The organism is Flavobacterium sp. (assembly GCF_027483985.1).
GTDB lineage: Bacteria > Bacteroidota > Bacteroidia > Flavobacteriales > Flavobacteriaceae > Flavobacterium.
Genome location: NZ_JAIXTJ010000017.1, coordinates 1 through 13,343 on the forward strand (window position 1 = coordinate 1; position 13,343 = coordinate 13,343).

Annotated in this window: 6 protein-coding genes and 1 pseudogene; 4 read left to right on the forward strand and 3 right to left on the reverse strand. The window is 34.4% G+C overall.

Features of this window, described 5'->3' with window-relative positions; genetic code table 11:
* Window positions 1-5,240: pseudogene (locus Q0050_RS02830) on the reverse strand (hypothetical protein); the annotation flags it as partial.
* A 154-nt stretch (window positions 5,241-5,394) separates the two neighbouring features.
* On the opposite strand from Q0050_RS02830, the gene folE reads away from it, so the two are divergent.
* From folE to lgt, 4 genes are all read left to right on the forward strand, one after another.
* Window positions 5,395-6,066 (forward strand): GTP cyclohydrolase I FolE, encoded by a 672-nt coding sequence (gene folE / locus Q0050_RS02835; protein ID WP_298392483.1) that lies wholly within the window; start codon window positions 5,395-5,397, stop codon window positions 6,064-6,066.
* Between the two features lie 39 nt (window positions 6,067-6,105).
* A complete protein-coding gene (gene cysS, locus Q0050_RS02840) occupies window positions 6,106-7,587 on the forward strand; it encodes a cysteine--tRNA ligase (RefSeq protein ID WP_298392485.1) in 1,482 nt (493 codons plus the stop codon).
* Between the two features lie 17 nt (window positions 7,588-7,604).
* Window positions 7,605-7,847, forward strand: coding sequence for a membrane protein insertion efficiency factor YidD (yidD, locus tag Q0050_RS02845; protein WP_298392487.1), 243 nt, complete (start codon window positions 7,605-7,607; stop codon window positions 7,845-7,847).
* A 68-nt stretch (window positions 7,848-7,915) separates the two neighbouring features.
* Complete coding sequence (lgt, locus tag Q0050_RS02850; RefSeq protein WP_298392489.1) at window positions 7,916-8,839, forward strand: prolipoprotein diacylglyceryl transferase; 924 nt, start codon at window positions 7,916-7,918, stop codon at window positions 8,837-8,839.
* Between the two features lie 362 nt (window positions 8,840-9,201).
* On the opposite strand, the gene secDF is transcribed toward lgt, so the two are convergent.
* Together secDF and mdh are read right to left on the reverse strand one after the other, a co-directional pair.
* The gene (gene secDF, locus Q0050_RS02855) at window positions 9,202-12,177 is read right to left on the reverse strand and encodes a protein translocase subunit SecDF (protein WP_298392491.1); all 2,976 of its coding nucleotides are present in this window, start codon (window positions 12,175-12,177) and stop codon (window positions 9,202-9,204) included.
* Window positions 12,178-12,399: 222 nt separating this feature from the next.
* Complete coding sequence (mdh, locus tag Q0050_RS02860) at window positions 12,400-13,335, reverse strand: malate dehydrogenase (RefSeq protein WP_298392493.1); 936 nt, start codon at window positions 13,333-13,335, stop codon at window positions 12,400-12,402.
* Between the last annotated feature and the right edge of the window lie 8 nt (window positions 13,336-13,343).

A 13,343-nucleotide genomic window follows, 5' to 3' on the forward strand; every position in this document is an offset into this window, starting at 1 on the left:
ATCGTAGCAACACTAGAATCACTAATACAAGGCGCAACTCCTGCTAATGTATAGGTAAACGTACTTAAAGTAGCTCCAACTGCTGGAGTAAAAGTACCATTAACAGCATCAAATGTACCACCCGAACCTGTAGTTCTTACCCACGAACCTCCTAACTGTTCACCTGTGATAATACTAAACAAATCAACAAGACCACTTGAATCACAAACCGTTAATGATCCATCTAATCCAGCGTCCAATTGTGCTGTAATATTTACTGAGGCAACACTAGAATCTGCGCCACAAGGTGCAGCGCCAGTCACTGTATAAGTAAATGTACTAGAGGTCGTTCCAGCTGTAGGAGTAAATGTTCCTGATGCTGCGACAAATGTTCCGCCACTACCAGTGCTACGAACCCAAACACCTCCCGAACTCTCGCCCGTTATTAAACTAAATAAATTTATTGACGTAGAACTGCTTCCGCAAATATTGATACTGCCATCTGTGCCGGCGGTCGGTTGTGAAATAAAATTAATCGTAGCAATGCTGCTATCATTAATACAAGGAGCCGAACCTAATAAAGTATAAGTAAAAGTACTATTTGTTGTTGTTCCTGATGGTGTAAAGATTCCAGCAGTTGCGTTGAATGTTCCTCCTGTACCAGAGGTTCTTACCCAAGATCCACCTGTTTGTTCGCCGTTTATTATTGTGAATAAATCAATAGGATTTACATTACCAATACAAATATCAATAGTTGCATCTAAACCAGCATTTGATTGTGGATTAATAGTAACTGTTGCAATACTTGTATCACTTGTACAAGGTGCTACACCATTTAATGTATAAGTAAAAGTACTTGTAGTTGCGCCAACAGCAGGTGTAAAAGTTCCAGCTGCTGCATTAAACGATCCACCAGTACCAGAAGTTTGTGTCCATAGTCCGCCTGTTTGTTCACCTACAATTAAGTTAGCTAGATTTATTGAACTTGTATCTGTTTCACATACTGTTGTGCCTCCATCTGTACCGGCATTTGGTTGAGCAACAAAATTGATTGTAGCAATACTTGAATCATTAATACATGGCGCAGTACCTAATAAAGTATACGTAAAAGTACTATTTGTTGTTGTTCCTGATGGCGTGAAGATTCCTGCGGTTGCATTGAATGTTCCTCCTGTACCTGAGGTTCTGACCCAAGATCCACCAGTTTGTTCGCCGTTTATTATTGTGAATAAATCAATAGGATTCACATTACCAATACAAATATCAATAGTTCCATCTAATCCTGCATTTGGTTGTGGATTAACAGTAACTGTCGCAATACTTGCATCACTTGTGCAAGGTGCTACGCCATTTAATGTATAAGTAAATGTACTTGTCGTTGCCCCAACAGCAGGTGTAAAAGTTCCAGCTGTTGCATTAAACAATCCACCAGTTCCGGTAGTTTGTGTCCATACACCTCCTACTTGTTCACCTGTAATTAAGTTGGCTAGATTTATTGAACTTGTATCTGTTTCACATACTGTTGTTCCTCCATCAGTACCTGCATTTGGTGGTGTATTAACAATTACCTGAATTAATTGAAATGGTCTACACGTAACGTCCGTTGGAGTTGGATTTGCGATAGCATACACATAATAAGTACCTAAAACATTTGGCAAAGAACCAGAAGAACCAAGAACCGGGGCATCATAAGTTGCAACTCCAGTTCCTGAAGGTGTCACAGTACCTAAAATTGTACCTCCAGAATACATATTTGTTCCTGCTTGAGGTGTCGTAAAATATACATAACTTATACTGTTAGCAGCTGTAAATGTTGTAGAAACTGTAAATGGCGTTGGATCAGAATTTAAACATAAAGTTTGTGTTGGAGATGGATTTGTAATTGTAGGACATGTCGAACAATTATCTAAAATAATATTAAAAGATTTAACTCTGATACATGGATTATTTGTACTAATCAAACTCATAAATATTGTTTGACTTGAACCAGAAGTTAAAACATAAGCTGCAGGATTTGCAATACTATTTGCAGCTCCATTTTCAGCATCAGCTTGATTTGTATAATAATAAACATCATAAGCTCCTGTTCCGTTTAATGGTCCCAAAACAGTTGGCTCATTAGAAGTTAAATTAAATGTATTATTTGGAATACAATTAGTGATTGAATTTGGAGTAAGTGTATCATCCGGAAAAACTTCGATTGTTACAGGCTCAGTAACTGTTCTAACAATAGTTGCTGGTGGTCCAGGCACATTACATTGGGTATATCTTACTTCTGCAGTATAAGTTGTGGTAACAGAAGGACAAACTGAAATAGATGCTGTTGTTCCAATTGGGTTACCATTTTGTAACCATCTAAAACTTGTAAGCGAAGGACCAGATGGCGTAAATCTCCACGATTCATCATTTGCAATCCACTGACCTGTATTTCTACCAGGCGCTGCAATCCCTTCGGCTACCGTTTGACCAAGTAAACCAATTACACCACTACCGCCATTCCATCCTGCACATACACTTCTTCTTTTAACGTGTACATCAATAATATTAGTCGACTCATATAAAACCAACTGACTTTCTTGCAAACCTTGACCTGTTCCACAAGAAAATAATGGCATATTTTTAACATTGACAATTAATTTTCTACACGGAGCAACACCATCAACAATGTACCTAACATCCACTGGTGTAGCTGCTGGTGTAGCGACTGCAGGATTTGTATCTTGCATTGGAAAGAAAATTGAATTTAAAAATTCTGGTTCAGCCGTACCTAAAGCTGGTATGGTAGCTGAGAAAGGCCAAGGACTAGTTCCGGGTTGGCAATTCGGATTTGTAGTAACAAATGTTAAGTAAGTATTTGTACTTAATTGAAAAGCATCAAAACAACTTCCGAAGAAACTAAAATCAAATGGTAATGGAGTAGCTGCAGAATACGCGTCATCAATAGTACATAAAGAAGTACCTGCATTCCCCAGCGGAGCTAATGGTGCAAATGGAATTGATGAAACTGTATAAGATGTTGTATCTTTGATGTCGATATAAGAAGCAGTCAACGTTGTACAACTTGAAGCATTACATAATACCGGATTTGGAGCATTAACTGTAATTTCATTCGGACAACAGTTTGTAATAAAAGACAATACACCTGTTGAAGGCTGACTTGCACAACCTGTTGCAGTATTAGTAATCACCACAGTATAATTTCCTGCTATTGCGCTATTAAAACTAGCTACGTTACCTGGAGCTGGAACACCACTTGGGACAGTCCATACATAATTGTAAGTTCCAGCAACTGATGGTGTTGCTTGTATCACAGCAGGTGTCGTATCACCAGTACATTTAACAGGACTGTTCACTAATACCGATGGCGATGGATTTATTGTAATTGTAAAACTTCTAACAACATTCGTACATCCGCTTAATGAAGCTGTGACCGTTATTGTTGATACAATTGGTGCCGATGTACTATTTGTTGCAAGTACATTTGTAAGGTTACCTTGCCCGGCACTACCGATAGCTAATAATGGATTGCTATTAGTCCATTCAACTGTTGAGCCTGGTAAATTCGTTGGAAATGATAATGATGGTATCAATGTTCCATTACAAACCACTTGGTTAGAAGGTACAATTAAATCTAAGGTATTAACCGTCACAGTTACTGATCTTGTAACTGTACAAGTAGCATTAGTAGTGAACGAAATATCATCAATAGCAAAATCATTTCCAGCTGCGGTAGTTGTTCTATCATACATTACAATTTGTGCCGTAGTACTACTTCCGGAATTCCAAACATAAGAATATTGGGTCCAATTGCCACAAGTTGACAATAATGGCGCAACGCCAACTCCTTGTGAAACACCATTAATTAACACCTCAATGGCCGCTGGATTTGGAACAGCAACTGATTGTATCCAATAACTAAAGGTATGATTTTGATTAGCAATTACAGGTACCGTTTGACTCCATAATCTATCATTACCAGCATTCAAATTAGAACCATCTACTACCATCATATTTCCTGTACCAGTAGTATGATCTGGGCAATTTGAAAATGGCGTAAACCACAAATTTGGCGCAGTTACTATTCCATAAGCACGTTGAACACCAACGACTGGTGCAGTATTCAAAAATTGATAATCAGTACTAAAACCTATATTACCTTGAGAAAAATCTCCATTATTTATTAAATTTCTTGGTGATGTTATCGTTGAAGAAACAGTATATGTTGTTGTGGCTGTAGGACTAACTGTTGGCGTAGCACTTGTCGGAGCAGTTAATGTCGGATCAGACGGAGATGCTGTCCAGTTATAAGAAGAACCTCCACTAACTGATAAAGTAGTATTACTTCCACTACAAATTGCAGTATTGGCAGATACAACCAAAGGATTGACAGGATTTGCTATAACTACGTTAGTTTGAGAGGTAGTATTGGAAGCACTATCTAAAACTGAAACAGTATAAGTTCCAGCAGGTAAACTTGGAAAAACACCATTATTATTACTCAAAGAAACTGGTCCTACAATAGAATACGTAACATAAGGTGTAGTTCCTCCTGACGGATAAATTGCAATCGATCCATCTGTAGAAGTTGGACAAGATGTATTTAATGCTGAATAAGTTAACGTTAACGGCGAAGCTGGCGGTGTTACAGACAAATCATCTATAGCAAAATCATTTCCGACACTATTTGTGTTAAAATTTCTCAATTCAATATTCACACAAGCATTGGTTGGTGTAAAAGTATAAGTCCTTAATTCCCATCCCGATGCAGGCAATGGTGCTAAGAAACTTGTTGGTGAAGTTACAACAGTTGCATTATTAAAAACCGCTCTAATGTCTGATTGTGTTGCTGTATTTGTAACATTTGAAGAAATACTTTTAATCCAATAACGGAATGTATAAGTCACTCCAACTGTTAATCCGCAAACACCACCACCAGTATTTCCTGCTTTCCAAAAACTTGGATTTCCTCCATCATTACTTCCGTCAATTAGCATCATTTTTCCGGTAATCAAACCCGTTGTATGATCAAAACCACTTATAAAATTTGAAACATTGTAAGGTAAAGGATTTGCATCAAACGCATAATCACCAGGAGATGTAGTTCCAGTTGGTGCAGCCAAATAATTATAACCTGTATTATTTATGTTAAATCCAACGCCTACTCCACCTGACTCAAAATCACCATTAACTAATAAATTTTGGGATGTTATTACGTTGATAAACAAACAACTTAACAACAGATAGAGGGTACTTTTTTTCATTGTGCAAAATGTTTTAAGGAGCGAAATATACATAAATTTAACCAAAATTTATCTTAAAATTTCTAAATTTTAAAATTAGAGTTTTGATTGCCAATTATAATTCAATAATATTTATCTTTGCATACAAAATTTGCTAAAAAAATCTTATTAAAAAATGAGCCATAACGAAGAATTTGCCGACGAAATCGGAAACAATCATATTGCCACTAATGAGCAAACGCCACTTAGAAAAGACGCATTTGATAAAAGCGATGATGAAAAAATTGAATTAATAAAAAAAGATGTAGAAAATATTCTTTTTACGCTTGGAATGGACTTAACAGATGACAGCCTTAAAGGTACACCTAATCGTGTTGCAAAAATGTTTGTTAAAGAAATATTTGGCGGATTAAATCCTACTAAAAAACCAAGTTCTTCAACATTTGACAATAAATACAAGTACAACGAAATGTTAGTTGAAAAGAACATTACCGTTTATTCCACTTGCGAACACCATTTACTTCCAATTGTTGGTAGAGCTCACATTGCCTATATTTCAAATGGTACCGTTGTAGGTCTATCAAAAATGAATCGCGTGGTAGATTATTTTGCCAAAAGACCTCAAGTACAAGAGCGATTGACAATTCAAATTGTAAAAGAACTTCAGCAGGTATTAAACACAGAAAACGTTGCATGTGTTATTGACGCAAAACACCTTTGTGTAAACTCTAGAGGTATTAGAGACATTGAAAGTAGTACGGTAACGGCTGAATTTGGTGGAAAGTTTAAAGAAGAAAATGTGAGAAGAGAATTTTTAGATTACATAAAACTAGAAACAAATTTCTAAAAACAATAATCTAATTCATTTCAAAAAAGCTACTAAAATATGCAAATCTATAAAAACCAAACGCTTAAAGTTTATAACACGTTATCTGGAGAAAAAGAAATTTTTACTCCAATACTTGAAGGTGCCATTGGAATGTATGTTTGTGGACCAACTGTTTACAGTAATGTCCATTTAGGAAATGTTAGAACTTTTATGAGTTTTGATGTAATCTATAGGTATTTAATTCATTTAGGCTATAAAGTAAGATATGTCAGAAATATTACCGATGCCGGACATTTAACCGATGATGGTGATATTGAGAATGACAGGTTTGTAAAACAATCACGACTAGAAAAATTAGAACCGATGGAGGTCGTTCAAAAATATTCTGTAGACTTTCATAAAGTTTTGGATTTATTTAATTTTCTACCTCCAAATATTGAACCAACCGCAACTGGTCATATAATCGAACAAATTGAACTTACTGAAAAGTTAATCAAAGATGGTTTTGCATATGAAAGCAATGGTTCAGTTTACTTTGATGTTTTAGAATATAATAAACGTGGATTGAACTATGGCGAATTAAATAATCGTAACGTAGATGAATTATTAGCTAACACTCGCGATTTAGACGGGCAAAGCGAAAAGAAAAATCCACAAGATTTTGCTTTGTGGAAACACGCAACTCCAGCTCACATTATGCGATGGAATTCACCTTGGGGTGAAGGTTTTCCGGGTTGGCACCTTGAATGTACAGCAATGAGTACAAAATACTTGGGCGAACAATTTGATATTCACGGCGGCGGAATGGATTTAAAATTTCCGCATCACGAATGTGAGATAGCACAAGGAAAAGCTTGCAATGGCGTTTCACCAGTTAAGTATTGGATGCATACCAATATGTTAACTATGAACGGATTACGAATGAGCAAATCTACAGGAAATTATATCCTTCCGATGGAATTAATTGAAGGTGGAAATAACTTTTTTGAAAAACCATTTCATCCAAATGTAGTACGTTTTTGCTTTTTACAAGCACATTATAGAAGTGTTTTAGATATTTCTAATGATGCAATGGTTGCCAGTGAAAAAGGTTTTAATCGCTTGATGGAAGGACTTCAAATTATTACTGAAATCGAACCTAGTTCATCATCATCTATAGATGTCGCATCTTGGAGACAAAGCTGTTATGATGCGATGAATGATGATTTTAACACGCCAATATTAATTGCTCAGTTATTCGAAGGAATACGTTTTGTAAACATCCTAAATGATAAAAGAGAAACCATAACTTCATCTGATTTAGAAATTTTAAAAAATACTTTAGAAGAGTTTGTATTCGAAGTATTAGGTATCAATAACGAGAAAAATTCTAATAATAATATCGATAAACTTGAAGGCGTGGTTGCGATGTTAATTGAAATGAGAAAAACCGCTAGAGAAAATAAAAACTGGTCGTTATCTGATGAAATTAGAGATAAATTATTAGCGTTGGGCATTCAACTTAAAGATGGAAAAGAAGGAACTTCATTTAGTATTTAACTCTTAACAATAGTAGAATGAAAAAAATGCTTATTGCTCCTTTTATTTTACTAGTTAGATTCTATCAAGAAGGAATTTCTCCATTTACCCCAGCTACGTGTCGATTTGAACCAACTTGTTCTAGCTATTTTATTGAAGCCTTAAAAGTACACGGATTAATTAAAGGCCTGTATTTAGGAACGAAAAGGATATTGAGTTGTCATCCGTGGGGAAAAAGTGGCTATGATCCTGTTCCTGAAAAAAATTGTTCTCACAAATAACACAATATTAGAATTAAGTAATTTTAAAATTACTATTTTTGATAAATTACCATTAAAAAGAAATAAAAATGATTTGGAATCCCTCAGAAGGAATACACATTGGTTCACTTAACCTAAGATTCTACAGCTTAATGTTTGTAGTAGCGTTTACTCTTGGTTGGTATATAATGAAGAAAATTTTTATCAATGAAAAAGAATCTTTAGAAAAACTTGACACACTTTTTGTTTGGGCTGTTTTGGCTACCTTATTTGGTGCTAGATTAGGTCATGTCGTTTTTTATGACTGGGAATACTTTAGAAATCATCCGCTAGAGATTTTATTACCTTTTAAATTTGAACCTGAATTTCAATTTACTGGTTTTGCAGGATTAGCAAGTCACGGCGCGGCAATTTCAATGATAATAGTTATGTATTTTTACGGCAAGAAAGTGGTAAATAAACCATTGTTATGGGTTTTAGATAGAGTTGTAATTCCGGTAGCTTGTGGTGCTATATTTGTCAGACTTGGAAACTTTTTTAATTCAGAAATAGTTGGTAAAATTACCAAAAATGAAACTTTCGGAGTAAAATTTGTAAGAGATTATTATTCTCCTCAAGATGCGGTAGATAAAACTCAAATTTCAAATCCTGATTTGGCCTACGATGCTATCGCAACAAATCCGAAGTTTGCCGATTTATTAGCTGCTGTTCCAATGAAACACCCAGCACAATTATACGAGGCTTTTTGCTATGTTTTTGTTTTTTTCTTCCTATTATACTTATATTGGAAAACGGATACACCAAGAAAACACGGATTAATATTTGGTACGTTTTTAATTCTTCTATGGACGGTTCGTTTCATTGTAGAATATGTTAAAGAAAGTCAAGGTGGTTTCGAAAATGCATTAGGTTTATTTTCTACTGGACAATGGCTAAGTGTTCCATTCATTCTAGTAGGATTGTATTATCTTTTTATGGCAGAAGAGCCACTTCCAGAAGATTTAATTAAATAATTAAATGATATCATATTAAATAAAAGAGGACTTAATTGTCCTCTTTTTTTTTATGAAGTAATACAAAGGAACGACCTATTGCAATTTCTTATGACTGATTGAATACTACCAAAGAATAAAGTAAGTGCATTTATAAGTCTTTTACAAATCCTATTGAGTATGAAAAAAAATGTAGTACAACTGAAGGTATGTTAAATATAAATCGTACGCCAACTACATCAGATAGAACATTAATCCGTTTTCTATTTAATGTAGTAACACTAGTATATATTCTATTTTGAATACTTACCAAACAACAAGTACGACAATAAAAAAAGGCTACCTTTAATAAGATAGCCTTTTTTAAAATATTTTAATGATAATTAAACGTGATGACGTTCTTCAATATCTTGAATATCTTTTTTATTCATAGAATCTACTAAAACTGGTGTAGCTATAAATAATGAAGAATATGTTCCAACGATAATACCTACAAGCATTGCGAAAATAAATCCTCTAATTGATTCACCTCCGAAAATGAACATAATTAACAATACCAAAATCATTGTTAATGAAGTATTCAATGTTCTAGATAATGTGGTGTTAATAGATGCATTTACAACATCTTTAAACGAACCTTTAACATTTCCTGCTAAGAACTCTCTAATTCTATCAAATACGATTACGGTATCATTCATTGAATATCCAATAACTGTTAAAATAGCAGCAATGAAATGTTGATCCATTTCCATATGGAAAGGCATTACTTTATATAATATAGAATACAATCCTAATACAAAAATAACATCGTGGAATACTGCAGCAATCGCACCTAATGAATACTGCCACTTACGGAATGAGATTACAAGATACAAACCAACAACTAACATTGCACCAATAACAGCCCAAAATGAGTTTGTTTTAATATCTGCTGAAATCGCTGCTCCAACTTTAGAAGCTTGTAAAACACCTAATTGTTTTCCATCGTAAGAGTTGATAAAATTGTCATAAGACGTATTTGTGTAATACTTTCCTAAAACTTTATATAATTTTTCATTTACTTCTTTATCAACGTCAGCGCTTTCCTCTTTAATTTTATATTTAGTAGTCAATTTCAATTGATCGTCATCTCCAAAAACTTTAGCTTCTACAGCTGTACCGAATTCTTTAGATAATTCTTCAGAAACTTGAGTTGGTTCTACCGCTTTTTCAAATTTTACTTGAAAAGTTCTTCCTCCAACAAAATCAACACCTTCATCAAGACCATTAACAAAGAAGATAGAAACTAAACTTCCGATAACTACAACAGAAGAGAATAAGTAAGTCCATTTTTTAACACCGATAAAGTCATAATGGAAACCTGTAAACCAATTTTTCGTAATTGGTGTTGTAAATGTTAAAGCTCTATTGTTAGCGATATCTTTATCAATAAATATTCTTGCGATAAAGATTGAAGTAAATAATGAAGTTACTATACCAATTAATAATGTAGTTGCAAAACCTTGAATTGGTCCAGTACCAAAGATGAATAAAATTGCACCCGTTAAAACGTGAGTTACGTTAGCATCAATAATCGAACGCATTGCACCTTTCCATCCGTAAGAAGCGATAACTGCATCTCCTAAAGTTTTACCTTCGCGCAATTCTTCTTTAGCTCTTTCATAAATAATGATGTTAGCATCAACCGCAGTACCAAGTGTTAAAACAATACCAGCAATACCAGGTAAAGTCAATACAGCACCTAAACTTGCTAAGATTCCAAATAAGAATAATAAGTTTACCAATAAAGCAACATTAGCATACCATCCAGCTTTTCCATAATAGAAAACCATCCATAAACATACTAATAAGAAACCTACAATAGAAGATAGAAATCCAGCGTGGATAGCTTTTTCTCCTAAAGATGGTCCAACCACTTCTGATTGCACAATTTCTGCAGCAGCAGGCAATTTACCAGCTCTTAAAACGTTAGCTAAATCTTGAGTTTCAGTTACATCAAAATTACCTGAAATTTCAGATCTACCACCAGCAATTGGTCCTGTTGATACTCCTGGCGCAGAATAAACTACATCATCAAGAGCAATAGCAATAAAACCTTTGCTTGTAAATGCGTTACCTGTTAATTGTTCCCAAACCTTTGCTCCTTGTCCGTTCATCTGCATAGAAACAGCAGGTTTACCTAATTGATCAAAAGTATCTCTAGCTTCGGTAATCACACCACCACTTAATGGAGCAACTCCGTCTTTATTTCCTTTTAAAGCATAAAGTTCAAAAGTTTCAACATCTGTTTTAGTCTTTTCGTCTTTGATAACTGTTGGTTTTCCCCATACGAATTTAGCAAAACGCTTGTCTGCTGGTAACAAAGAACGAATATCAGCTCTTTTTAAATAAGAATTAATTTTAGCCGTATCCTTAACAGATACAATACCTAAAATTGGACCACCACCTTGTCCTACGAATTTATCTAAAATTGGATTTGCACCCGTTTTAGCAGCAACTGAATCTTTAGTTTTATCAGCTAACATATCTTTGATGGAATCTGTTGCTGCAGTTTTAACTTCTGGAGTTTTTACATTTTTTTCAGTAGCTTTTAAGGCATCGTTCGCTGCCATTAAGAAACCACCCATTTCATCGATTTTGTATGCTTCCCAAAACTCTAATTGAGCAGTTGATTGTAATAATTTTTTGATACGGTCAACATCTTTTGCTCCTGGCAATTCCACAAGAATTCTTCCTGTTTGTCCCAATTTAGCAATATTTGGTTGCGTTACACCAAATTTATCGATACGTTTTCTCAAAACTCCGAAAGCTGATTCAACTGATTCATCCACTTTACGACGAATCACTTTTTTAGTTTCATCATCTGACATTTTGAAGTTGATCTCATCAGATAAATTTTTATTAGCAAAAATATCTGGCGAAGCTAATTTTGTATCACCTTTAATAGCATCAAACGCAATAAAAAACGCATCTAAAAAAGATTGATTTCCTTGACGGTTAGCTTGCGCATCTTCTAAAGCCTTATTGAAAACAGCATTTTTAGAATTGTTAGAAAGACCTTTTAAAACATCTTTCACAGAAATTTGAAGAATAACGTTGATTCCTCCTTCAAGGTCAAGACCTTTATTGATTTGTTTTCCTACCACTTCATCATAAGTGTAGTCAACAAGACCAAACATACTAAAAACTTTTTTGTTTTTAATATCGTTAAGATATTCAATTTCTTTTTCTTGGTTTCCTTTTGCAAATGCCTTGGCGTCATTTTGCACACCATTGGATACAAATGTGAAAGAAAGTTGGTAAATACTTACCAGTGCAAATAGAATTGCGAAAAATTTAATAAGTCCTTTATTCTGCATTATTACTAAAAATTAATTAATTTTTTTGGTTTTGGTTTTAAAAAAACAAGTAAACATCAAGTAATCTATTGATTTTCAATATAAATCAACAAAAACACTCCTATACACGTTTTTTGAAACGTGCAAATATATAATTAACCTAAAGATTAACAAATTATTTACACATTAATATCAAAAAAAAGACTGCAAAAATGCAGTCTTTTTAAAGTATTGTATATTAATTTACGATAAAATCGATTTCAAATCACCATTCATTGCGCGAACTGCGTCAGCACTTTTTGCAAATTTTGCTTTTTCATCTTCATTCAAATCGATGTTTACAATTTCTTCGATACCATTTTTTCCGATGATGCAAGGTACACCGATACAGATATCGCTTTGACCATATTCACCATCTAACATCACTGAACAAGGAATCATTTTCTTTTGATCATTTAAAATAGAATCTACCAAAAATGCTACAGATGCTCCTGGCGCATACCAAGCAGAAGTTCCTAACAAAGCCGTAAGCGTAGCTCCACCTACCATAGTATCTGCTGCAACTTTAGCTAATTCTTCCTCAGATAAAAATTCAGAAACTGGAACTCCGTTATAAGAAGCTAATCTTGTAAGAGGAATCATCGTTGTATCTCCGTGACCACCGATGACCATACCTTGAATATCGTTAGCAGGTTTGTCTAAAGCTAATGAAAGATAGGTTTTGAAACGTGAACTATCTAATGTTCCGCCCATTCCAATAATTCTATTTTTTGGTAATCCAGTTGCTTTTAACGTTAAATAAGTCATAGTATCCATTGGATTAGAAACTACGACAACAATTGCATTAGGAGAATGCGCTAATAAATTTTCAGCAACTCCTTTTACAATCCCAGCATTGATTCCAATTAATTCTTCACGAGTCATTCCTGGTTTTCTTGGAATACCCGATGTAATAACTACTACATCACTTCCTGCAGTTTTTGTATAATCATTAGTACTTCCAGAAACTTTTGTATTGAATCCTAAAGTAGTTTGTGTTTGCATTATGTCTAACGCTTTACCTTCTGCAAAACCTTCTCTAATGTCTAATAATACGATTTCACTCGCAATTCTTCTGTAAGCAATAGCGTCTGCGCATGTAGCTCCTACGTTTCCTGCTCCTACTATGGTAACTTTCATTTTATTGT

Excerpts from the sequence above, each read along its gene's own strand:
- folE (WP_298392483.1), top strand. The coding sequence starts at position 5,395 with ATGAGCCATAACGAAGAATTTGCCGACGAAATCGGAAACAATCATATT.
- cysS (WP_298392485.1), top strand. The coding sequence starts at position 6,106 with ATGCAAATCTATAAAAACCAAACGCTTAAAGTTTATAACACGTTATCT.
- yidD (WP_298392487.1), top strand. The coding sequence starts at position 7,605 with ATGAAAAAAATGCTTATTGCTCCTTTTATTTTACTAGTTAGATTCTAT.
- lgt (WP_298392489.1), top strand. The coding sequence starts at position 7,916 with ATGATTTGGAATCCCTCAGAAGGAATACACATTGGTTCACTTAACCTA.
- secDF (WP_298392491.1), bottom strand. The coding sequence starts at position 12,177 with ATGCAGAATAAAGGACTTATTAAATTTTTCGCAATTCTATTTGCACTG.
- mdh (WP_298392493.1), bottom strand. The coding sequence starts at position 13,335 with ATGAAAGTTACCATAGTAGGAGCAGGAAACGTAGGAGCTACATGCGCA.